Source organism: Providencia sp. PROV188 (genome assembly GCF_027595165.1).
GTDB lineage: Bacteria > Pseudomonadota > Gammaproteobacteria > Enterobacterales > Enterobacteriaceae > Providencia > Providencia lanzhouensis.
The window spans coordinates 3262217-3284461 of record NZ_CP097291.1 but is presented as its reverse complement, the minus strand read 5'-3'; the positions used below and the strand labels follow the sequence as shown (position 1 = coordinate 3284461).

Below are 22245 nucleotides of genomic sequence, written 5' to 3'. Positions count from 1 at the left end.
CTGTCAGCTCTTATCTTTTATTTACGCAAAAATTTTCAAAAAATGCTTCCAACACCTCCAGCTGTTCGCTGGCATCCTCAATGGCGTTGAAGGAGCGCCGAAACTGGTCATCAGGTGCATGTTCTTGTAAGTACCAAGAAACATGTTTGCGCGCTATACGGGCTCCCTTGCCTTGACCATAAAAGTCGTGCAGTTCCCGTACATGCCCTAACATAATGCTTTTCACGTCAGCCATTGGCATCGGTGGCAATATTTCACCTGTGTCCAGATAATGTTGGATTTCCCGAAAGATCCAAGGTCTTCCCTGAGCTGCTCGTCCTACCATCAAGGCATCCGCCCCTGTGTAGTCTAAAACAGCCCTGGCTTTTAGCGGGTCAGTAATGTCGCCATTGGCAATAACCGGAATGGAAACAGTCTGCTTAACTGCCCGAATGTTGTCATATTCAGCTTCGCCGTTGAACAGACAGGCTCTGGTTCTGCCATGAATGGTCAGGGCTTGAATACCACAATCTTCGGCCAATTGGGCAATCTCTATGCAGTTACGCTCTTCAGGTGACCAGCCTGTGCGGATTTTCAGTGTGACTGGCACATCCACAGCGTTTACAACGGTCTCTAGGATTGATTTTACAATCTCCGGATAACGCAGTAAGGCTGAGCCTGCTAGCTTACGATTCACTTTCTTAGCTGGGCAGCCCATATTGATATCAATGATTTGAGCGCCGCTCTCAACGTTAATTTGAGCTGCAGCAGCCATTTCATCGGGATCATTGCCAGCTATTTGAACGGAACGTACCCCGAGTTCATCGCGGTGAACCATCCTGAGTCTCGATTTATCTGTCTTCCAAACTTGTGGATTAGAAGAAAGCATCTCCGATACCGTCATTCCAGCACCCATCGCATAACACAGGGACCTAAACGGTTTATCTGTGATGCCTGCCATGGGGGCAGCAATAAGACAGTTTCTCAACTGATATTGTCCGATTCGCATAACTAAATGGGGGCCATACTGTGACTGCAAGGGCGCGTATATTACGCATTTTTTACGAGATATGAAAGGACAAACTTTGAGCAAACGGTTATTTATCACTAACTTTTTTATCTTGCTTTTTAGAAAATAATAAAATTAGTGTTATTTAACAAGTTGTTAGGTGTTTTTTAACAACAGGCGCTAAAAATAACGATTACTTTGAATATCCAAGACTCACTTCTCGAGCAGAACAGATTATCATCAGCTATTGAGCAATATTTGAGCTGTAAGATAATCCATTCTGCAATTAATTTCAAAGAAATTATTCTTTGATTTTTACCACAAACCCATTAAAAATGCTTGACACCAGTGATACGGCACCACTCATCTTTCTCTGCAACAGGGTCAATATTGAAGTCGGCACGATAAGCATCAGCAACACTTTCAGCTTGGCTGGCTAATACGCCAGATAAGCCTAAATGGCCACCGGCGCGCGGTAGCACACTGATCATCGGTGCAAGTTCACGTAAAGGGCCTGCAAGGATGTTAGCGACCACAACATCGGCTTGAAGGTCTTGAGGTTGGTCTTTGGGTAAATAGAGCGACAGACGCTCTGAGACGCCATTACGCTCCGCATTATCGCGGCTCGCAAGAATCGCTTGTGGATCGATATCGATCCCGATCGCACGCGCTGCACCGAGCTTTAATGCTGCGATAGCTAAGATCCCTGATCCGCAACCGAAATCGATAACGGTTTTGCCTTCAAGATCCAATCCATCCAGCCACTCAAGGCATAATGACGTCGTCGGGTGGGTTCCCGTACCGAATGCTAAGCCAGGATCCAACATTACGTTAACCGCGGTTGGATCTGGCACATCGCGCCAGCTAGGGCAGATCCATAAACGTTGACCGAAACGCATTGGGTGGAAGTTATCCATCCATTCGCGCTCCCAATCTTTATCTTCAATTTGTTCGATTTTATGAACGAAGCCGGCGCCGAGTAATGGGCTGTTTTCTAACTGAGTGACCACCCATTTCATATCAGTTTCAGCGTCATATAGACCGATAACATCGGTATCGCCCCACAGGCGAGTTTCTCCAGGAAGTGGCTCGAAAACAGGTGTGTCGTGGCTGTCTTGGAAGGTGACGGACACGGAGCCTGTTTCCATGAGTTCATCGCCAAGGGCTTCTGCGTCTTTTGCGTTTGAGTTTAGTCTGATTTGTATCCAAGGCATTGTTTTTTCTCTTTTAAAATGCTCGTCATTCTTCACGCCATAGCGTTGTTGGCTGCGCTCACTAACCCTAGTCACATACTTGTGTATGCTCCTAGGGATTAGCTCGTTTGCCGTCTAGCTATGACGCGAATTATTTAGCGCATTGCATTTGTTCATTTACATTAGGTAAAGTCAAAATCAATGAGTGCTAGTTACCTGTTCATTTGGTGCCGATTGTACTGGATTTTTGCCAAAAAGATTACCAATCAAAAAGGCAATCAGGCTCAGGAACAGTGATGGCACAATGGCGTGGAAGCCCATAATTTCAATCTTAAATGAGGCGAAAATAGCGTAGCAAACACCGCCAACAATCATGCCGCTCAGGGCGCCAGTGCCGTTGGCTTTTTCCCAATATAATCCGAGAACCAATGGCCACAGGAATACCGCTTCTAATCCACCAAAAGCTAATAAATTCAGCCAGATAATCATTTGTGGTGGATTCCACGCAGCAATCAATAATAGCGCCCCTAAAATTAACGTTGAGAAGCTGGAAATGCGCGCCAGTTTTTTCTCATTTTTAATTTGCTCAGGTGCGGCGTTAAGGTAGATATCTTTCACGATCGTCGCTGAAGATTGCAGTAACTGGGCGTTAATGGTGGACATAATTGCGGCCATTGGTGCTGCCAGGAAAATCCCCGCGGCAAATGGTGGAAGAACCTGAACCATCAAGGTCGGGATCACTTGGTCTGGAATGGTTAAATCCGGTAGTATGGCACGCCCCAAGGCACCCGCGAAGTGCATACCAAACATCAAGATGGCCATCACGATGGTGCCCAGAATAATACCTTTATGAACGGCTTTGCTGTCTTTGTAGGAGATACAGCGCACCGCAGTGTGCGGTAATCCGATAACCCCAAAACAGACTAGCACCCAGAATGAGGCCATAAATGGTCCGCTGAGGATATCGTTGGCTCCTTCTGGGGAGACCAGTTTCGGGTCGATAGCATGCATTTTTTCCACGGCAGCAGGTAAACCTCCCGCATGGTAGATAATGGCAACCAGCAAAATAACGGTGCCAAGCAACATGACCAGCCCTTGCAACGCATCGTTGAGGACACTGGCTCGGAAACCACCAATCGCGGTATACAGCGCGATAGAGATACCAAAAATCATCAATCCATAGGTATAAGGAATGCCGGCTGCGGTTTCGAGTAGTCGTGCGCCACCGATAAATTGCACCGTCATTGCCCCAAAGAACGCGACTAATAAACTTACGCTAGCAAACCAAACGAGAAAACGACTTTGGTAACGGGCGTAGAGCATGTCGTTAAGGGTAACTGCATTATAGCGGCGAGCTAAGATAGCAAATTTTTTGCCAAGTACGCCCAAAGAGAGCCAGATCGCAGGTAGTTGGATCATGGCGAGGAGTACCCAGCCTAACCCATATTTGTAGGCGGCACCGGGACCACCGATGAAGGAGCTAGCGCTGATGTAGGTTGCGGTGATGGTCATGGCTAAGACAAAGCCGCCCATCGAGCGATTACCTAGAAAATACTCGTTAAGAAATTCGCCTTTCGTGCGTTTTTTATAAGCGTAGAGCGAAAGGAGAAAAACGAGGAGCAGATAGCCGATTAAGGGCAGGAGAACTTCAGTCTGCATCTTTCTCCTCCAGCGAGATATCTTTGAATACGAGTTTAACCATCATGATGCATAGCAAAATAAAGATGATAGGGAGAATCAGACATGACCATTCAAACCATAACGGTAATCCGGTAACACCAAGTGTGTTACTGGGTAGATAAGCACAAAGTACCCAACCTATCATGTAGGCAATAGTCAGATATAGCGCCCAACGAGCTTCCCTGTTTGATTGAAGAAAACGTTTGTCCATCCGCTTTTCCTCCTCATGTTGACAAAAATAATCGGGGATTGTACGACAATCTGAAGGGGGAGTGTGAAAAATAGCGTAATAAAACCGATAATCCTGCCATTTATAGGCAAAAAAATACCGGAAATTGACTTTCCGGTATTTATTTTTAATGACGAAAATATCGATTATTCAGGGGATTATTCTTGAATACCGAGTTTTTTCTCCAAATAGTGGATATTGGTTCCACCTTTGGCAAAGTTTTCATCATTCATGATCATCTGTTGTAATTCGATGTTGGTTTTAATCCCATCGATGATCAATTCGTTTAACGCGTTTTTCATACGAGCAATCGCGATTTCACGAGTTTCACCGTAAGTGATTAATTTACCGATCATTGAGTCATAGAACGGAGGAACAGAGTAGCCTGCGTAAATATGAGATTCCCAACGAACACCAAAGCCACCCGGAGAGTGGAAACGAGTGATTTTACCTGGGCTAGGCAGGAATGTATGCGGGTCTTCTGCGTTGATACGACACTCAATCGCATGACCGTGAACATTGATCTGATCCTGAGTCACTGATAATGGTAAACCAGATGCTACACGCAGCTGTTCTTTGATTAAGTCAACGCCGGTGATCATTTCGGTCACTGGGTGCTCAACCTGAATACGGGTGTTCATTTCGATGAAATAGAATTCGCCGTTTTCAAATAAGAACTCAAAAGTACCAGCGCCACGATAGCCGATTTCGATACAGGCTTTTGCACAGCGTTCACCGATATTACGGCGAATTTCTGGGGTGATCCCCGGTGCTGGTGCTTCTTCAACCACTTTTTGGTGGCGGCGCTGCATTGAACAGTCACGTTCAGCTAAATAAACAGCATGACCTTGACCATCTGCCATCACTTGGATTTCAACGTGACGTGGGTTTTCAAGGAATTTTTCCATGTAAACCATGTCGTTGTTGAATGCGGCTTTTGCTTCTGCACGGGTCAGGTTAATGGAAGATTCGAGATCTTTCTCATTACGAACCACACGCATACCACGACCACCACCACCACCAGATGCTTTGATGATAACAGGGAAGCCGATGCGTTTAGCAATTGCTTTGTTCTTTTCAGTGTCGTTACCCAATGGACCATCAGAACCTGGTACACATGGAACGCCTGCTTTTTTCATCGCGCTAATCGCAGAAACTTTGTCGCCCATTAGGCGGATAGTTTCAGCTTTTGGGCCGATAAAAATGAAACCTGATTGTTCTACTTGTTCTGCAAAGTCAGCGTTTTCAGACAGGAAACCGTATCCTGGGTGAATCGCCTGTGCGCCTGAAATTTCAGCCGCAGCAATGATAGCAGGGATATTCAAGTAGCTTTTTGCTGAGGCAGCCGGACCAATACAAATAGTTTCGTCTGCCAGCAATACGTGTTTTAAATCTCTATCTGCCGTGGAGTGAACCGCAACAGTTTTGATGCCGAGTTCTTTACATGCACGCAGAATTCGCAGTGCAATTTCCCCACGGTTAGCGATAACAATTTTTTCCAGCATGGAAACGCCTCGTTATTCGATGACAACTAATGGCTCGTCAAATTCTATTGCATCACCGTTTTGCAACAAAATAGCTTTAACAACACCAGCTTTATCTGCTTCGATTTGGTTCATCATTTTCATCGCTTCAACGATGCAAAGAGGATCGCCAACTTTAACAGTTTGACCAACTTCAACGAATGGTTTTGCTTCTGGGCTTGGTGAGCGGTAGAAAGTACCAACCATTGGTGAGCGAACTTGGTGACCAGAAACTGCCGCAGGTGCTGCTGGAGCCGCTGCTTCTTGTGCTGGAGCAACCGCGTTAGCTAATGCAGGTTGTTGAGCAACTGGTGCTGAGTAGAACTGTTGAGGTGCAGCCATCATTTGAGGTGCTGGTGATACACGACTGATACGTACTGACTCTTCACCTTCAGAAATTTCCAGTTCAGAAATGCCAGATTCTTCAACAAGTTCGATCAGCTTTTTAATTTTACGAATATCCATGGATATGATTCCGTACTCTTATATTTGAATTGAATTAATTAGTCGCACACGATTAACCGCGGCTTGTAATGCAAAACTGTAACCATCTGCGCCAAGACCACAAATAACTCCATTGGACATATCGGAGAAATAGGAGTGATGACGAAAGGGTTCTCTAGCATAAATATTAGACAGATGGATCTCGATAAATGGGATACAAACTGCTAATAGCGCATCACGCAGAGCAACACTTGTATGCGTGAATGCGGCCGGGTTGATTAGGATATAATCAACATTACCTTGTGCTGCATGAATTCTATCGATAAGTTCATGCTCTGCATTTGACTGAAAATGGCTCAGTTTCACCCCTAATTTTTCTGCTTCTTGCATCAGGTTCGATACAATTTCAGAAAGCGGTCGAGCCCCATATTTCTCAGGTTCTCTGGAACCCAGCATATTTAAGTTCGGGCCGTTAAGGAGCAAAATATGAGTATCTTCTGTCATTGTGTTGCTAACTCCGACGATATGTCAATAATCCGACAACATAACGCGATGTCGACGGTTTGTCATCTTTTATCATAAAAATAAATAGATTTTCCACTGACAAGGAAGAGCATTATAATTATTTCGTTGCATATAGCAGCAAAATACTGGTCTTATCAGAGAAATTACCCGAATTTATTTTATAAATTGTGCCGTAATCCACATTGTGGCGACACAATCACGCGTGTTGATGATTTAATTTTGAAGGTTTACTAGGGTACGCCCAGTGACTTCGTTTTTTAAGAGTTTTTTTGCGTGTTCGACACACTCTTCTAATGAAATCTCGCAGCTAACTTGATCATAAAACGCATCAGGTAAGAGTTGCGCTAAGCGTTCCCACACTTTTTGGCGTTTTGCCGCAGGGTAGTAAACGGAATCGACCCCTTGCAGACGGATATTACGCAAAATAAATGGCATAACAGTTGTTGGCAGTGAGAACCCGCCAGCCAGCCCGCATGCAGCCACAGCTCCATTATAGTTCACTTGCGCCAAGATATTGGCCAGCACGTCACCACCAACCGTATCGATAGCGCCTGCCCAACGCTGTTTATCAAGCGGTTTGGCTGGATGAGTAAATTCACTGCGAGGTAGTACGCTTTTCGCACCAATTTTCAGTAAATAGTCGTGATTTTCTGCGCGACCTGAAATCACCACAACTTGATAGCCCAATATAGAAAGTAATTGGATTGCGACACTCCCAACACCACCACTGGCGCCGCTCACTACAATTTCTCCACTTTCAGGAGTGATCCCTGCATCTTCAAGGGCATTCACGCACAACATGGCGGTAAATCCAGCGGTGCCGATGATCATGGCATGTTTCAGTGATAATGCTTCAGGAAGAGGCGTTAAATAATCGGCGGGAACTTTCGCTTGTGTGGCGAGTCCACCCCAGTGTGTTTCGCCAACTCCCCATCCTGTTAATAATACGTGTTGGCCAATATGAAAACGGGGATCTTCACTGTGATGAACGATGCCAGAAAAGTCAATTCCGGGTACCATTGGATATTGACGGACAACGCCTGCTTTTCCATTAATAGCTAGCGCATCTTTATAGTTAATTGTCGACCAGTGAATATCGACGATGACATCGCCAGCGGGTAATGACTCAGTAGGTACATTGAGGATTTCTGGGACGATTTTATCGTCTTGTTGCTGTAAAACGAGCGCTTTCATGATCCACCCCTAATTTTATGATTAAATAAGTGTTTTTTTTAATTTACACACAGGTAAAATCGTTTTCATTGACGCCAGAATGGTATTCAAGCTATTACTTATGTAATTAATTTGTAAAAATGCATTTTTTTCTAGCATAACTAGGCTTTTATCATGCAAAATGTCCTACTCTGACTAATACATCAGCGTGTCGACATGGTTATGGCTTAATTTAAAGTTGATAATAGAATCAGCGAAATTTAAGTTCACTTATTTTGTTGTTAAAAAGCTAGATGTATAGCAATAATTAAAATATAAAAAATTTATTTGAACTTGTAGACGTAATCGCTTGTCACACTGGGAAGAACGCAAAGATGGAGTATATAACAACCAGAGGGCTGTCCATTTTTCGTGCGCGAATGATGAAAAATTTCAAAGGCGTTTGAATTAAGGGTGATTTTCGGGGTTTTTATCTGCTTCGTTTTGTTATAGAAGCATGTACGATTTTAGTATGTGAAAATAGATGAATTAACCATATTTATGAAGTGATTGATTTACGCCTTGAGGCAGCTTCAAGTGGTTGGTAGAGTAGACGGGTTTTTATTCGTCCCCAGCTTGCAGGATAATCCTTTCGTTATGTTTAAAAAATTTCGTGGCATGTTTTCTAATGACCTGTCGATTGACTTGGGTACGGCCAATACCCTCATTTATGTCAAAGGACAAGGCGTCAAATTAAATGAACCCTCTGTAGTTGCAATTCGTCAGGATCGCGCGGGCTCGCCAAAAAGCGTTGCTGCGGTTGGTGGTGAAGCGAAACAGATGCTGGGGCGTACACCGGGTAACATTTCCGCAATTCGACCAATGAAAGATGGTGTGATTGCAGACTTTTTCTTAACTGAAAAAATGTTACAACACTTTATCAAGCAAGTTCATAGCAACAGCTTCCTGCGTCCAAGCCCTCGTGTTTTAGTCTGTGTGCCTGTTGGTGCAACTCAAGTTGAGCGTAAAGCTATCCGTGAATCTGCATTAAGTGCAGGTGCCCGCGAAGTTTTCCTAATTGAAGAGCCAATGGCAGCGGCAATCGGTGCTGGTTTACCTGTTTCTGAAGCGACAGGTTCCATGGTTGTCGATATCGGTGGTGGTACCACTGAAGTCGCTGTTATCTCTCTGAACGGTGTAGTTTACTCTTCTTCTGTTCGCATTGGTGGTGACCGTTTTGACGAGTCAATCATCAACTATGTGCGTCGTAATTATGGTTCCTTAATTGGTGAAGCAACAGCTGAGCGTATCAAGCATGGTATCGGTTCTGCTTTCCCAACTGATGAAGTTTATGAAATTGAAGTTCGCGGTCGTAACTTGGCTGAAGGTGTACCTCGCGGATTCAAAATGAACTCCAACGAAATTTTAGAAGCATTACAAGAGCCACTGACCGGTATCGTGAGTGCGGTAATGTTAGCGTTAGAACAGTGCCCACCAGAATTAGCATCTGATATTTCAGAGCGCGGTATGGTATTAACGGGTGGTGGTGCTCTTCTGCGTAATTTAGATCGTTTATTAATGGAAGAGACTGGCATTCCGGTCATCGTTGCTGAAGATCCTTTAACCTGCGTTGCTCGTGGCGGCGGTAAAGCGTTAGAGATGATTGACATGCACGGCGGTGACCTGTTTAGCGAAGACTAAATCACGCCATAAGCGACTGGAGTTTTTTAGCTCCAGTCGCTTTGACTATTTTTTTATTCTCCGACCATTAGCGAAACTTAGCCATACATGAAGCCAATTTTTAGGCGAGGTCCTTCCCTACAGTTACGCATTTTTATTGCAGTGATAATTGCATTGGTGCTGGTGGTGATTGACCATCGATTTGAGCCTTTCAATAAAATCCGTAATTATTTAGACACGGCGGTTAGCCCATTCTATTTTTTAGCTAACGGACCACGTCAATTCCTTGATAATATCTCTGACACCCTTTCAACGCGGGATCAGCTCCAGTTTGAGAATAAAGCTCTACGCCAAGAGCTATTATTAAAAAAAGCGGATAACTTGCTGCTTGAGCAACTCAAACAAGAAAATGCCCGTTTACGCGAACTGTTAGGTTCCCCATTACGCCAAGATGAACATATGATGGTGACGCAAGTCATTTCAGGTGCGAACACGCCTTATCGCGACCAAGTCGTGATAGATAAAGGCAGTAATGACGGCGTTTATGAAGGCCAGCCAGTTATCAGCGATAAAGGCGTGGTAGGTCAGGTTGTTGGTACCAGTAATTTTAATAGCCGCGTTTTATTAATTTGCGATACTGCCCATGCATTGCCTGTGCAAGTCTTACGTAATGATATCCGTGTTATTGCTGCGGGCTCAGGATGTGCGGATGACCTGCAATTAGAGCCACTTCCTGGAAATACAGATATTCGTGTTGGTGATGTGTTAGTGACTTCGGGCTTAGGTGGACGATTCCCTGAAGGGTATCCTGTTGCTGTTGTTTCAGCGGTGAAGCATGATACTCAACGTGCCTATACTATCATCTCTGCAAGACCAAGTGCTGAGTTACAACGTCTACGTTATTTACTCCTGCTGTGGGGCAATGAAAGTGATCCGAAAACCCCATTACAGCCATCCGATGTTTACCGGGCTGCAAATGAGCGTTTAATGAAAGTGTTGCCGCAGGTGTTACCAACACCAAGCGAGATTCAAGGACCACCATTACCACCGTCCATGCAACCTACACAGCCTCAACCTCAGCCATAAGATAGAGTGAGGGAAACGGTATGATGAAAGGGTGGAGAGGAAATCATAATGGATGAGTATCGCGGTAATGGGCGCATCATTATCTGGCTATCTTTCTTTATTGCACTGATTTTGCAGGTAATGCCGTGGCCTGAACAATTGGCATTTTACCGACCATCATGGTTACTGCTGATTTTAATATACTGGGTAATGGCATTACCGCATCGCGTCAGTGTGGGTACCAGCTTTATTTTAGGAATTATTGTCGATTCTATTCAAGGATCAGCTCTGGGCGTACATGCGCTCTCCTTCAGCATCATTTGTTATCTCGTGGCATACAAGCATCAGCTTTTACGTAACATGGCACTGTGGCAGCAAGCTTTGATTATTGTTGCATTAACGGTGGTGCAAGACCTTGCTGTTTTCTGGGCAGAATTCCTTTCCTCACAAGTCTTATTCCACCCACAAGTATTCTGGAATAGTTTGGTGAATGGTATTCTGTGGCCATGGTTATTTTTACTGTTACGAAAAATTCGCCGCCAATTTTCAGTATGTTAAGATTGTGGCCGTTGATGATAACTGGAATGACAATTTATGAGCTTAATTTATCTTGCATCAGGTTCACCGAGACGACGTGAATTAGTCCAACTGCTAGGTTATTCCTTTGAAATCTTGCGTCCCGAAGTGGAAGAAAAATGGCAAGAAGGGGAATCGCCTCAGGCGTATGTCCAGCGCTTAGCGCGAGATAAATCCCGAGCGGGTGTAGCAATTGCTCCTGCGGATCATCCAGTTTTGGGTGCAGATACTATTGTGGTTCTTGACGGTAAAATATTAGAAAAACCGCGAGACGCGGTCCATGCTCAGCAAATCCTCAGTGACCTTTCTGGTAAAACACATCAGGTAATGACCGCCATTGCTGTGTCGAACAAGCATGAGACTCTAACCTCATTGATTACGACAGATGTGACATTCCGCGAGTTATCTTTGCTGGAAATACAGGATTATATACAATCTGGCGAGCCAATGGATAAAGCGGGCGCTTACGGTATCCAAGGTCTCGGTGGACGTTTTATTCGATGCATTAATGGCAGCTATCATGCAGTGGTGGGCTTACCATTGGTCGAAACAGAAGAATTAATACAACGATTTTTAGCGTTAGGTGATGGGAAGGGGAATTCATGACTACGGAACTATTAGTAAACGTAACACCATCTGAAACGCGCGTAGCTTATATTGATGGTGGGATCTTACAAGAAATACATGTCGAACGAGAGGCGAAAAGAGGGCTAGTAGGGAATATCTACAAAGGTCGTGTGAGCCGAGTTTTACCTGGTATGCAGGCGGCCTTTGTTGATATTGGTCTGGATAAAGCAGCCTTTTTACACGCCTCGGACATTATGCCTCACACCGAATGCATTGCGGGTGACGAGCAGAAAAACTTTCATGTTAGAGATATCGCTGAGCTGGTGAAGCAAGGGCAAGATTTAATTGTCCAAGTGGTTAAAGACCCACTTGGCACCAAAGGCGCAAGACTCACCACAGACATTACGTTGCCTTCTCGTTACTTGGTTTTCATGCCGGGAGCTTCCCATGTTGGTGTATCTCAGCGTATTGATAGTGAAGAAGAAAGAGAGCGTTTAAAAGAGTGTGTCGCACAATATTGCGATGAAAACGGCGGGTTTATCATTCGTACCGCCGCAGAAGGTGTGGCTGAAGAGGATGTTAAACAGGATGCTGCATTTTTAAAACGCTTATGGGCGAAAGTGATTGAACGCAAAAAACGTAATGTCACGCGTACTAAAATTTACGGTGAGCTTTCACTGGCATACCGTATCATTCGCGACTTTGCTGGCGCATCCCTCGACCGTATTCGCGTGGATTCTCGTTTAACCTACACGCAGTTGGAAGAGTTTATTGCGGAATATGTGCCGGAAATGACAGCGAAGCTTGAGCTATACCAAGGCAATCAACCTATCTTTGACTTGTTCGATGTGGAAAATGAAATTCAACGCGCGATGGACAGAAAGGTTGAATTGAAATCGGGCGGGTATCTGATCATTGACCAAACGGAAGCGATGACTACCATCGATATCAATACGGGCGCATTCGTGGGTCACCGTAATTTAGAAGAAACTATCTTTAATACCAACGTTGAAGCGACTCAAGCCATTGCGCGCCAATTACGATTAAGAAATCTCGGTGGTATTATTATCATCGACTTTATCGATATGTCTGATGTTGAACATCGTCGCCGTGTGTTAGCCTCACTTGAACAAGCTTTAAGTAAAGATAAGGTAAAAACCACCATTAATGGATTCTCTCAGCTAGGATTAGTTGAGATGACACGTAAAAGAACCCGTGAAAGCTTGGAGCATGTGCTGTGCGATACCTGCCCAACTTGCCAAGGCCGTGGTACAGTGAAATCGGTTGAAACCGTATGTTATGAAATTTTGCGTGAAATTGTGAGAGTTCACCGCACAATCGATGCTGATAGATTCTTAGTGTACGCATCAAAAGCGGTGGTGGATGTGTTGACCGGGGATGAATCTCACGCATTAGCGGAAGTTGAAATCTTTGTAGGGAAACAAGTTAAAGTGCAGATTGAGCCGTTATATAGCCAAGAACGCTTTGATGTCGTCATGATGTAGCATTCTGCTTGAAGGAGAAACTGGTGAAACGACTGCCACGTATCGTACTCGTGACAACCGCTGCCGTATTGTTGCTGTGTGCGTTGGTACTCACCAGTTTGCGTTTTCTATTACCCAATATTGATAATTATCGCCAAGAAATTATCACTTACGTTGAAAATCACAGTGATATCTCACTGGATATTGGTCAGATTGAAGGGGCTTGGCGCTATTATGGTCCCGAGCTTATCATTTCCGATGTTGTTGCCAAAAACCCAATAACCGATATACAAGTCAACAAAATCACTATCGAATTAGATATTTGGAATTCGCTATTATCTTTGCGTTGGCGTTTTCGTGATTTGACGTTTTATCAACTGAATGTGGATTATAAAGTCCCGCTGAGTTTTGATGGACCGGAAGATGAAACCACGAACTATGATGGCGTGGATGACCTGTTTTTACGGCAGTTTGACCATTTTATTTTAAAAGATAGCCAATTGACATTTTTGACGCCATCAGACCAAAAGATGACGTTACTATTGCCTGAACTTTCATGGCTTAACCAAGATGCCCGCCACCGCGCCCAAGGTTTCGTTAGCCTTGAAACGCTAAATAAGCAAAATAGTTATCTGCAAGTGAAGCTGGATGTGTCGGATAAAAACGGCGTACTCAGTGACGGCATATTCTATTTGCAGGCTGATAACATTGATATGCAGCCTTGGCTCAGCAAGTGGTTACGGGATAATACGGGGCTGCGGGACGCCAACTTCAGTTTATCATCGTGGATCACCCTCAAGAATAATCGTATAGATAATGGTCTGATCCAGCTACGTCAAGGTGAAGCGAACTGGGGGGAAGAGCCTCTCACACAAAATCTTCAAGTGAATGATTTATTGGTGCGTATGAAGCGCCAAGGTAACGGTTGGCTGTTTAATATTCCTGAGCTAGATACCCTGAAAACCAATGAATATATCTGGCCGCAAGGGAGCGTCTCCGTTCTGTATTTGCCTTCATCGGCAAAATATCAAAATAAAGATCACTGGCGCATTCGCGCAAAAAATATTGAGCTAGAACGTCTAAGTGAAGTCTTGCCGACATTCTCGTTTGTTACGCCAGAATTAGTGCAAGATTGGCAGCATCGTCAACCGACGGGATTAGTCTCGGAATTTGCTCTCGACCTAACGCAAGACACTGAAGACCATACGCAAATCAGTATGGACTGGCAGGATGTTAGCTGGAAAAAATGGAAAGAGCTTCCTTCTGTAAACCATTTCTCAGGGGTACTTATTGGCGGTGCTCAACAAGGGATCCTCTCATTTTCGCTGAAAGATAGTATCGTGGATTATCGCGATGAATTTAAAGCACCTTTTGAGATTAGTAACGCCAGCGGCAAATTAAATTGGACCAATAACAGCAGCGAATTCAAATTGTGGAGTTCCGGTGTGAATTTGCAAGCTAAGGCCGTCAAAGCCAATGGCGACTTTAGCTATGCGAAAGCGAAGCAGCATGATATTGCCGATTTGGCTATTTTAGCGGGGATCAGCACCGATGATGCAGGGGAAGCTTGGCGCTATTTCCCTCAAAAGCTGATGGGACAGGAGCTAGCGGATTATCTGACCAAAGCGATCATTGCTGGACATGTAGACAATGCGACGTTGGTGTATAAAGGCGACCCCGCACATTATCCTTACTATAAAAATGACGGGCAGTTCCAAGTGTATGTGCCGCTGCGTGATGGCACATTCGAATACGATGACCAATGGCCTGCATTACTGGATTTAAACCTCGATTTAGATTTTAGCCGCGCAAGTTTAGCGATGCATACGGACTCGGTGAAATTAGGGGATGCAACGGCAGAAAATCTCGATGCAGTAATTCATGATTACTTCGATGAAATGTTATATATCGATGCGGGAGTGAGTGGCACGGGCAAACAGATCCAACAATACTTCACCCATACACCACTCAAACATTCCCTTGGCGATACGCTGGATGAGCTACAAATTGATGGCACCGTAACCGGTAAGCTTAATCTCGCTATTCCATTATCGGCTGGAAAAGATGTTGTCGCGAAAGGGCAAGTCAATCTTAATAAAAATAATGTGTTTGTACGCCCAATCGATAGCACATTGCATGGATTGACTGGCAGCTTCAAATTTACCAATGGGGATTTAGTCAGTGATAACATCACGGGGCAATGGTTAGAACAGCCAGTTTCTTTGGATTTCACGACATTAACGCGCCCGAAAGATTATTTGGTGGATATTAACCTTGGCGGAAATTGGGAGCTAAATAAAGTTCCCATGCTGCCAAGTGATATCAAAGGGAAAGTCTCTGGCGTGAGTGATTGGAAAAGCCAAATTCATATCACGTTACCAGAATCATCCAAGCAAGCGACAGGCTTACAGATTGAGGTAGCCGCAGGATTAAATAAGCTAAAAAGCCAGTTACCTGCACTGAATACTGAACTACTGCAACAGCTTGGTAAGATGAATATTCAAGCAAAAGGCACGACGGAGCAATTAACGGTAGGTGGTGATATTGGTCAGCGTCTTGGTTTTAATTCTCAGTGGTCGCTCACCAGCTCGCCATTGAAACTACAAAAAGCTCACATTGCCCCATGGAATAATCAGGTTCCTGCATTACCAAATGGCTCGACCATTTTAGTGGATTTACCTGCGGTAGAAGATGTCAATTGGGAGAAATTAGCGAGTGGCTTTTTATCTTCTTCTGCCAGCGAACATGTGGGACAAATTGGCTACCCAGATACCCTTGAGGTTAAAGCTCCATCCGTTTATTTGGCAGGTCAGCGTTGGAAAGATTTGAGCTTCTCTTATGATTTATACCGTGATGAACAGCAAATTAATGTAGAAAGTGCAAACCTAAAAGGGCAGCTACAGATTTGGAAACAGCAGCCATGGGCGCTGGATATTGAATACCTGTATTACAATCCTGAAGGTTCGCTAGCGTCAAACGAAAAGACCCCTTCATCGGAAGTATTCGACTTTAGTCAGTGGCCTAAAGTGAACATCCATTGTGCCGAGTGTTGGGTGAGTGGGCAAAAACTGGGAGAAATCTCGGCGCAAGTCACGCCAGTGGGGCAGCACACTTTAAAATTAACCGCAGGTTCACTGAAAAACAGTGCCAGTGAGTTAAAGCTTGATGCCTTATGGCGCAGTAATGATGGCAATAAAACTGAGATTGCAGGCTCGCTAACTGGCGAGGCTTTCGATGAAACTGCCGCTTATTTTGGTGTCTTGGTGCCGATTATCGACTCTCCATATTCGATTGAATTTGACCTGAACTGGGCGCAGGTTCCTTGGGAGCCTGAGGTTGCGACACTGAATGGGAAAATGTCAGCAAAATTAGGGAAAGGTGCGATTGCCCATATGGGGGGCGGGCGTGCTGGGCAGTTACTACGTCTAGTCAGTTTTGATGCATTATTGCGCAAACTTCAATTAGATTTCCGGGATACGTTTAGTAATGACTTTAACTTTGATTCGATTAAAGGCAATGCGGTCATCAATCAAGGTATTCTAACCTCGAAGGATCTTTATATTGATGGATTAGTCGCGGATATTGCCTTGAATGGGGATATTGACCTTGTTAAGCGCCAAATTAATGCGGAAGCGGTCATTACCCCTGAAATTTCTGCTACAGTAGGTGTAGCCACCGCATTCGTGATTAACCCGTTTGCGGGCGCGGCAGTATTCGCGGCATCGAAGGTCCTTGGTCCGTTGTGGAGTAAAATTTCGGTTATTCGCTATCGTGTAAGTGGTAGTCTGGATGAACCTAAAATTGATGAAGTACTACGTCAGCTTAAGGAGACTCAAGAGTAATGAAAACGGGTAATGTTGCACTTTTGCAGTTATGTAGTGGTAAGAATACAAAACACAACTTGGCACAGATAGAGCAGCAAATTAAACAGTTGCCTGATACTGTGCAGTTAGTTCTTACTCCTGAAAATGCATTACTATTTGCTGATGCTGCAACCTATCGTAAACAGGCTGAAACAGAAGGTAATGGCCCATTACAAGACGCTATCCGTGGGATGGCTATCCGTTACAATGTGTGGATCCTGATTGGGTCAATGCCATTGATAAGCCGTGAAGATCCTGAACGTATTACCAGTAGTAGCTTACTGTTTGATGCGAAAGGGAATATCACTGCGCGTTACGATAAAATTCATATGTTTGATGTGAACATCGAAGATGAACAAGGCGAGTATAACGAATCGGTTATTTATCAACGTGGTGAGCACCTGACTGTGGTTGATACGCCAGTAGGTCGCTTAGGTTTAACCATTTGTTATGATTTACGTTTCCCTGGCTTATTCCAAGCATTACGTGAACAAGGTGCGGAGATTATTTCCGTCCCTGCGGCGTTTACTCGTTATACTGGACAAGCTCACTGGGAGCCACTGTTAAGAGCCCGTGCGATTGAAAACCAGTGCTATGTTTTAGCGCCAGCGCAAGTTGGGGTGCATGGTACGCGTCGTACATGGGGACATACTCTCGCCGTAGATGGCTGGGGTAAGGTGATGAAAAAGAATGTGGATGCTGTTTCCGCGTTGGTCGTGAATGTCCAGCCAGACAGCTTAAAAGTGATGCGTGAACAGATCCGAGTGGTGAAACATAACCGCTTTAGACCACAATTAACATCATTGATTAAAAAATAAACTAAATAAGAGTAACGAATATGAGTTTAGCTTCTGTCAGCGAACATTTGCTGGCTGCCAACGGTCTTGGTCAAGATAATCTGTATGATATTTTAGGGCTGCTATCTGAGCGCCGTGTTGATTATGGGGATCTCTTTTTTCAGTCTAGCTACCATGAATCATGGGTTTTAGAAGATCGAATCATTAAAGATGGCTCCTACAATATTGACCAAGGTGTTGGGGTTCGAGCGATTACGGGTGAAAAAACGGGTTTTGCCTATGCAGACCAAATTTCATTGCTGGCACTAACCCAAAGCACCACTGCAGCCCGTAGTATCGTGACTGAACAAGGCTCTGGAAAGTCACAGATTTTAACCAATGTAGACTACAAAAAACTCTATTCTGAAGTGGATCCTTTGCGTAGCTTACCGCGTGAGCAGAAAATTGAATTGCTGCATCGCGTTGACCAAGTGGCGCGCGCTGAAGATCCTCGCGTAATTGAAGTGAATGCCAGCTTAACTGGTGTGTATGAGCAAGTGTTAGTTGCTGCCACCGATGGCACATTAGCAACGGATATTCGCCCTCTGGTGCGTTTATCGGTGAGTGTGCTGGTGGAACATGATGGCAAACGTGAACGCGGAGCAAGCGGCGGCGGCGGTCGTTATGGTTATGAATATTTCCTCGAAATCCATCAAGGGCAAGTACTCGCGGAGCAGTATGCCCGTGAAGCGGTACGCATGGCGTTAGTGAATTTATCTGCAGTTGCCGCTCCTGCAGGCATGATGCCTGTAGTATTAGGTGCAGGCTGGCCAGGTGTTCTACTCCATGAAGCGGTAGGTCATGGTCTAGAAGGTGACTTTAACCGTCGTGGCACCTCTGTTTTCTCAGGAAAAATGGGAGAGCAAGTCGCATCTTCCCTGTGTACCGTGGTGGATGATGGAACCATCGCAGGGCGTCGCGGTTCATTAGCGATTGATGATGAGGGGGTTCCTGGTCAATACAATGTGTTGATTGAGAATGGAATTCTACGTAACTATATTCAAGATAAACATAACGCGCGTTTAATGGGTGTGGCGCCAACTGGGAATGCGCGTCGTGAATCTTACGCTCATTTACCAATGCCTCGCATGACAAATACCTATATGTTAGCGGGTGAATCAACACCGGAAGAGATTATTGCCAGTGTTGAAAAAGGGTTGTATGCGCCGAATTTCGGTGGTGGTCAGGTGGATATCACATCGGGTAAATTTGTGTTTTCAACCTCTGAAGCTTACTTAATTGAAAATGGTAAAATTACTTCACCAGTGAAGGGGGCGACCTTGATTGGTTCTGGTGTTGAAGCTATGCAGCAGATCTCCATGGTAGGTAATGACCTGGCGTTGGATAAAGGCGTAGGTGTTTGTGGTAAAGAAGGGCAAAGCGTGCCAGTGGGTGTGGGGCAACCGACACTGAAACTCGATAAAATGACCGTGGGTGGCACCGCGTAATCACACGTTAAGATAGTCTTTTATTTTTCGCCCTAGTCACGAATGTGACTGGGGCGATTATTTATCCGCACAGCAAAAATAATTGAGGCGTTATGAATAAGCGTATTATTTCTTTAGTGTTAATGGCAATTTTGATTGCGGTTAGCCTGTACTTTAAAGGTGGCGAGCAGGGCGCACCGGAACCATCTTCTGGTACATCATCAACCACACAAACTATATCAAGTACACAAAGCATACCGCCTTCCCGCGAAGCGATAACTCCGCGTGAAACGCCAAAAACGATTGATCAGCTGACCGCTCAGAACAATGTGGTCAGTTTTATGGAAAAATATCAAAAACTCCCCGCATTTTACATGACAAAAAAACAGGCAAGAGAAGCGGGTTGGGATGCTAAAAAAGGGAATTTATGTGAAGTTTTGCCCGGTAGAGCCATCGGTGGCGACCGCTTTTCTAACCGTGAAAAAGGCCTGCCTATTGCCGATGGGCGACAGTGGTTTGAAGCTGATATAAATTATCGTTGCGGGCATCGTGGTGCAGACCGTCTACTCTATTCCTCTGATGGAATGATCTTCGTTAGTACAGACCATTATAAAACGTTCCAACAAGTTAAATGATTGGGGGATAGCGATGAGCAAGACCGTCGTTTTTGATTTTCGTGAAATAGATAGCCTTGAGGAATTTTATCGGCAATTTCAGCAACAGTTCTCGCTTCCTAAATGGTTTGGCCATAATCTCGATGGGTTATGGGATGTGATTACTGGGGAAATAGAGTTACCCGTTACGCTGATTTTTAGCCATTTAAAGGCGGTTCAGCGTACGCAATTTTCATCGGTGATTGAATTGATGAATGAAGCAGAAGAAGAGCTAGATGAAGCGTTTATTTTTCTCATAGATATCACGAATAATGAGAATGATGCTTCACAAACCCCATGCTAGATTTGCGAAATGATTCTGCGTTTAGCCATTTTTTGTGGCGATTAATATTGAGGACGATTAAGTGGACGGTAAAAAAGTTATCATTGTTCATGGTTATACAGCATCACCGAATGATAATTGGTTTAACTGGTTAAAAGATGAATTAGAAGCGGTAGGGGCGACGGTTGATGTACCTGCATTACCAGAATCAAATTCTCCTGACCCGCAAAAATGGCAGCAATGTTTACTTGATGCCAATATTCAGTTTGATGAAAATACTATTTTAGTTGGGCACAGTTTAGGGTGCATTACGGTATTACGCTTTCTGGAAAATAATGCGCCAGAAGGGGCTAAAATTGGCGGCTATGTGCTAGTTTCTGGGTTTGATCGCTCGCTGGATTCGTTGTCTGAGTTGGCTGACCATACTCAGTTTTCATTGGATTATAATAAGCTGATTGGCATAACGGATAAGCGAGCTTCGATTATCTCTTCCAATGATTGGGTCGTGGATCCTGATGCTTCAATTGAGTTAGCAAAAGCATTAAAAACCTCTGTCACGATGGTGGAAAGTGCTGGGCATTTTCTTGATAGAGAAGGTTATACTCGACTTCCTGCATTACTCAATCTTCTACGATTTTGGTATTAAAAAATCCCCCTATGTTTTTACCACATAGGGGGATCTGAATATTTTGAATTTATTTACTTTAGATAACTCGGCACAGAGGATTCAAATAGTTGAATCAGCTCAGGATCCATATATAGGTAGTCGTCGGGAATATCTAGTACATGGATGGGCTTATGTTCAAGTAAACGAGAAAAATCGGCTATGAGCCGATTTTTATGTTTCAGCTCCATCACAAAAATAACATCCGCCCAGCGAATGAGATTGACATTGATGGGGCGTTTGGCATTGCGGCTAGTTCCCGCTGAACGAGTTACCCAGCGCGGGTGATTGCGCCAGATCTGTTCAGCGGTAGGGCTACGCCATTGATTTCGACTGCAGATGAATAAAAGGTTCATTTGTCATTTTGCATATCTTCAAGGCTACGTCGCGCTAGTAACGCGTTACTCACTTGAGGATAATCAATGCCTAGTTGTGTGGCACGAGCCAATTTTTCACTTCGAAGGTACAAATGCTTCCAGTTTTTTTCTGGAGTAAAACATTGGGTTTCTTGTGAATTTAAATTGTCGCGTGATTTGTTAATACGATCTTTGGCTCGACGCCAAGCTCTATTTCGGGTGTTATCCATATTTGCCTCATTAATTTATCGTGGTTCAGCAGCCGCGATAATACGGGTCAAAATATGACGTTGAAGATGATAGTGCGATTTGGTATCGCAAGCAACAATGGGGTGGGTTTTTAAGAATACTCCCCTAAACCACTGTGGGTATAGGGGAATAGATGATTAGTTGCTATCAGAAAGTTCTTTCAGATATTGGAAAATCTGGCGGAATGCTTTTGGTGGTTTATTTCCATCACGCTCTTTCTTCGCATTACGGACTAATGCTCGCAGTTGCTGGCGATCAGTTTGTGGGAATAGCGCAACGACTTCTTCAATGACTTCATCGCCATCGGCTAATAAACGGTTACGCAGATCTTCCAGCTTGTGCAAAATAACAACTTGCTGGTTATGGCGGTTTTTCAGCTTATCAAGGGCTTCAGTGATCGGTTCAACTTCACGAGAACGTAGTAGTTTACCGATAAGTTGTAATTGACGACGACGACCTTCACGTTTAATTTTTTGCGCTAATTCAATAGCCTCAAGTAATTGAGTGTCTAATGGGATGCGCTCAAGCTCGCTTTTACTTAAATCAACAAGTTCCGCCCCCAGTTTTTTGAGGATCTCGGCATCGCGTTTAATTTCGCTTTTGCTGACCCAAATAATCTCATCGTCCTCATCATCTTGGGGCGCTGGGATATCATCCAGCCAATCTTCAGGCTGTTTGGCCATAGGGATTTTCCTTTTTACTAAACGCCGCCGTGTAATTACGAGTAATTAGCATGATTTACGGCGTTGTGAGTGTTAACATTTATAGATTAACTCTATTGTAACTGGGAAAACCCCCTTATGACTAC

22 protein-coding genes are annotated in these 22245 nt (G+C 44.4%); 11 read left to right on the top strand and 11 right to left on the bottom strand.

Annotated features, from left to right (window positions below):
* Positions 1–10: 10 nt before the first annotated feature.
* The 8 genes from dusB to acuI form a co-directional block, all read right to left on the bottom strand.
* Positions 11–988, bottom strand: coding sequence for a tRNA dihydrouridine synthase DusB (gene dusB, locus M5X66_RS15060; RefSeq protein ID WP_036956067.1), 978 nt, complete (start codon positions 986–988; stop codon positions 11–13).
* Between the two features lie 329 nt (positions 989–1317).
* Positions 1318–2202: a 50S ribosomal protein L11 methyltransferase gene (gene prmA / locus M5X66_RS15055; protein WP_036956069.1), complete on the bottom strand. Its 885-nt coding sequence runs from the start codon at positions 2200–2202 to the stop codon at positions 1318–1320.
* Positions 2203–2379: 177 nt separating this feature from the next.
* A complete protein-coding gene (gene panF / locus M5X66_RS15050; RefSeq protein WP_036956072.1) occupies positions 2380–3840 on the bottom strand; it encodes a sodium/pantothenate symporter in 1461 nt (486 codons plus the stop codon).
* Positions 3830–4072, bottom strand: a complete 243-nt coding sequence (locus M5X66_RS15045; protein ID WP_108478429.1) for a DUF997 family protein — start codon at positions 4070–4072, stop codon at positions 3830–3832. Before M5X66_RS15045 ends, panF begins: the two co-directional genes overlap by 11 nt.
* A 176-nt stretch (positions 4073–4248) precedes the next feature.
* On the bottom strand, positions 4249–5595 hold the full coding sequence (gene accC, locus M5X66_RS15040; protein WP_036956076.1) for an acetyl-CoA carboxylase biotin carboxylase subunit: 1347 nt from the start codon (positions 5593–5595) through the stop codon (positions 4249–4251).
* Between the two features lie 12 nt (positions 5596–5607).
* Positions 5608–6078 (bottom strand): acetyl-CoA carboxylase biotin carboxyl carrier protein, encoded by a 471-nt coding sequence (accB, locus tag M5X66_RS15035; RefSeq protein ID WP_154609985.1) that lies wholly within the window; start codon positions 6076–6078, stop codon positions 5608–5610.
* 18 nt (positions 6079–6096) lie between these two features.
* A complete protein-coding gene (aroQ, locus tag M5X66_RS15030; protein WP_036956081.1) occupies positions 6097–6561 on the bottom strand; it encodes a type II 3-dehydroquinate dehydratase in 465 nt (154 codons plus the stop codon).
* 234 nt (positions 6562–6795) lie between these two features.
* Positions 6796–7776 carry an acrylyl-CoA reductase (NADPH) gene (gene acuI, locus M5X66_RS15025; protein WP_036956084.1) on the bottom strand — a complete coding sequence of 327 codons (981 nt, stop codon included), beginning with the start codon at positions 7774–7776 and terminating at the stop codon, positions 6796–6798.
* 615 nt (positions 7777–8391) lie between these two features.
* Here acuI and M5X66_RS15020 point away from each other — a divergent pair.
* From M5X66_RS15020 to M5X66_RS14970, 11 genes are all read left to right on the top strand, one after another.
* Positions 8392–9435: a rod shape-determining protein gene (locus M5X66_RS15020; RefSeq protein WP_006662897.1), complete on the top strand. Its 1044-nt coding sequence runs from the start codon at positions 8392–8394 to the stop codon at positions 9433–9435.
* An 87-nt stretch (positions 9436–9522) separates the two neighbouring features.
* Complete coding sequence (mreC, locus tag M5X66_RS15015) at positions 9523–10500, top strand: rod shape-determining protein MreC (protein WP_036956086.1); 978 nt, start codon at positions 9523–9525, stop codon at positions 10498–10500.
* 48 nt (positions 10501–10548) lie between these two features.
* A complete protein-coding gene (gene mreD, locus M5X66_RS15010; RefSeq protein ID WP_036956087.1) occupies positions 10549–11037 on the top strand; it encodes a rod shape-determining protein MreD in 489 nt (162 codons plus the stop codon).
* A gap of 36 nt (positions 11038–11073) precedes the next feature.
* Positions 11074–11661, top strand: a complete 588-nt coding sequence (locus M5X66_RS15005; RefSeq protein WP_036956088.1) for a Maf family protein — start codon at positions 11074–11076, stop codon at positions 11659–11661.
* On the top strand, positions 11658–13127 hold the full coding sequence (gene rng, locus M5X66_RS15000; protein WP_036956090.1) for a ribonuclease G: 1470 nt from the start codon (positions 11658–11660) through the stop codon (positions 13125–13127). Before M5X66_RS15005 ends, rng begins: the two co-directional genes overlap by 4 nt.
* A gap of 23 nt (positions 13128–13150) precedes the next feature.
* Positions 13151–16948, top strand: a complete 3798-nt coding sequence (gene yhdP / locus M5X66_RS14995; protein WP_071992176.1) for an AsmA2 domain-containing protein YhdP — start codon at positions 13151–13153, stop codon at positions 16946–16948.
* Positions 16948–17787, top strand: a complete 840-nt coding sequence (gene nit1 / locus M5X66_RS14990; RefSeq protein WP_108478432.1) for a deaminated glutathione amidase — start codon at positions 16948–16950, stop codon at positions 17785–17787. The genes yhdP and nit1 overlap by 1 nt, the downstream gene beginning before the upstream one ends.
* Before the next feature lie 20 nt (positions 17788–17807).
* Positions 17808–19253 carry a metalloprotease TldD gene (tldD, locus tag M5X66_RS14985; protein WP_154599768.1) on the top strand — a complete coding sequence of 482 codons (1446 nt, stop codon included), beginning with the start codon at positions 17808–17810 and terminating at the stop codon, positions 19251–19253.
* A 92-nt stretch (positions 19254–19345) separates the two neighbouring features.
* A complete protein-coding gene (locus M5X66_RS14980; RefSeq protein WP_036956095.1) occupies positions 19346–19867 on the top strand; it encodes a ribonuclease domain-containing protein in 522 nt (173 codons plus the stop codon).
* Between the two features lie 13 nt (positions 19868–19880).
* A complete protein-coding gene (locus M5X66_RS14975) occupies positions 19881–20189 on the top strand; it encodes a barstar family protein (RefSeq protein ID WP_036956096.1) in 309 nt (102 codons plus the stop codon).
* A gap of 61 nt (positions 20190–20250) precedes the next feature.
* Positions 20251–20814 (top strand): RBBP9/YdeN family alpha/beta hydrolase, encoded by a 564-nt coding sequence (locus tag M5X66_RS14970; RefSeq protein WP_036956097.1) that lies wholly within the window; start codon positions 20251–20253, stop codon positions 20812–20814.
* A gap of 53 nt (positions 20815–20867) precedes the next feature.
* Here M5X66_RS14970 and M5X66_RS14965 read toward each other — a convergent pair whose 3' ends face one another.
* The 3 genes from M5X66_RS14965 to yjgA form a co-directional block, all read right to left on the bottom strand.
* Positions 20868–21188: a low molecular weight protein tyrosine phosphatase family protein gene (locus tag M5X66_RS14965; RefSeq protein WP_036956099.1), complete on the bottom strand. Its 321-nt coding sequence runs from the start codon at positions 21186–21188 to the stop codon at positions 20868–20870.
* The gene (locus M5X66_RS18770; RefSeq protein WP_036956101.1) at positions 21185–21418 is read right to left on the bottom strand and encodes a hypothetical protein; all 234 of its coding nucleotides are present in this window, start codon (positions 21416–21418) and stop codon (positions 21185–21187) included. The genes M5X66_RS14965 and M5X66_RS18770 overlap by 4 nt, the downstream gene beginning before the upstream one ends.
* 156 nt (positions 21419–21574) lie before the next feature.
* Positions 21575–22120 carry a ribosome biogenesis factor YjgA gene (gene yjgA / locus M5X66_RS14955; protein WP_036956102.1) on the bottom strand — a complete coding sequence of 182 codons (546 nt, stop codon included), beginning with the start codon at positions 22118–22120 and terminating at the stop codon, positions 21575–21577.
* Positions 22121–22245: the final 125 nt, after the last annotated feature.

What these genes read in the sequence shown, in the direction of transcription:
- M5X66_RS15020 (WP_006662897.1), top strand. Translation starts at nt 8,392, where the DNA reads ATGTTTAAAAAATTTCGTGGCATGTTTTCTAATGACCTGTCGATTGAC.
- accB (WP_154609985.1), bottom strand. Translation starts at nt 6,078, where the DNA reads ATGGATATTCGTAAAATTAAAAAGCTGATCGAACTTGTTGAAGAATCT.
- dusB (WP_036956067.1), bottom strand. Translation starts at nt 988, where the DNA reads ATGCGAATCGGACAATATCAGTTGAGAAACTGTCTTATTGCTGCCCCC.
- acuI (WP_036956084.1), bottom strand. Translation starts at nt 7,776, where the DNA reads ATGAAAGCGCTCGTTTTACAGCAACAAGACGATAAAATCGTCCCAGAA.
- tldD (WP_154599768.1), top strand. Translation starts at nt 17,808, where the DNA reads ATGAGTTTAGCTTCTGTCAGCGAACATTTGCTGGCTGCCAACGGTCTT.
- M5X66_RS14965 (WP_036956099.1), bottom strand. Translation starts at nt 21,188, where the DNA reads ATGAACCTTTTATTCATCTGCAGTCGAAATCAATGGCGTAGCCCTACC.
- prmA (WP_036956069.1), bottom strand. Translation starts at nt 2,202, where the DNA reads ATGCCTTGGATACAAATCAGACTAAACTCAAACGCAAAAGACGCAGAA.
- rng (WP_036956090.1), top strand. Translation starts at nt 11,658, where the DNA reads ATGACTACGGAACTATTAGTAAACGTAACACCATCTGAAACGCGCGTA.
- aroQ (WP_036956081.1), bottom strand. Translation starts at nt 6,561, where the DNA reads ATGACAGAAGATACTCATATTTTGCTCCTTAACGGCCCGAACTTAAAT.
- mreC (WP_036956086.1), top strand. Translation starts at nt 9,523, where the DNA reads ATGAAGCCAATTTTTAGGCGAGGTCCTTCCCTACAGTTACGCATTTTT.
- M5X66_RS18770 (WP_036956101.1), bottom strand. Translation starts at nt 21,418, where the DNA reads ATGGATAACACCCGAAATAGAGCTTGGCGTCGAGCCAAAGATCGTATT.
- mreD (WP_036956087.1), top strand. Translation starts at nt 10,549, where the DNA reads ATGGATGAGTATCGCGGTAATGGGCGCATCATTATCTGGCTATCTTTC.
- M5X66_RS14980 (WP_036956095.1), top strand. Translation starts at nt 19,346, where the DNA reads ATGAATAAGCGTATTATTTCTTTAGTGTTAATGGCAATTTTGATTGCG.
- M5X66_RS15045 (WP_108478429.1), bottom strand. Translation starts at nt 4,072, where the DNA reads ATGGACAAACGTTTTCTTCAATCAAACAGGGAAGCTCGTTGGGCGCTA.
- yjgA (WP_036956102.1), bottom strand. Translation starts at nt 22,120, where the DNA reads ATGGCCAAACAGCCTGAAGATTGGCTGGATGATATCCCAGCGCCCCAA.
- accC (WP_036956076.1), bottom strand. Translation starts at nt 5,595, where the DNA reads ATGCTGGAAAAAATTGTTATCGCTAACCGTGGGGAAATTGCACTGCGA.
- panF (WP_036956072.1), bottom strand. Translation starts at nt 3,840, where the DNA reads ATGCAGACTGAAGTTCTCCTGCCCTTAATCGGCTATCTGCTCCTCGTT.
- M5X66_RS14975 (WP_036956096.1), top strand. Translation starts at nt 19,881, where the DNA reads ATGAGCAAGACCGTCGTTTTTGATTTTCGTGAAATAGATAGCCTTGAG.
- M5X66_RS15005 (WP_036956088.1), top strand. Translation starts at nt 11,074, where the DNA reads ATGAGCTTAATTTATCTTGCATCAGGTTCACCGAGACGACGTGAATTA.
- nit1 (WP_108478432.1), top strand. Translation starts at nt 16,948, where the DNA reads ATGAAAACGGGTAATGTTGCACTTTTGCAGTTATGTAGTGGTAAGAAT.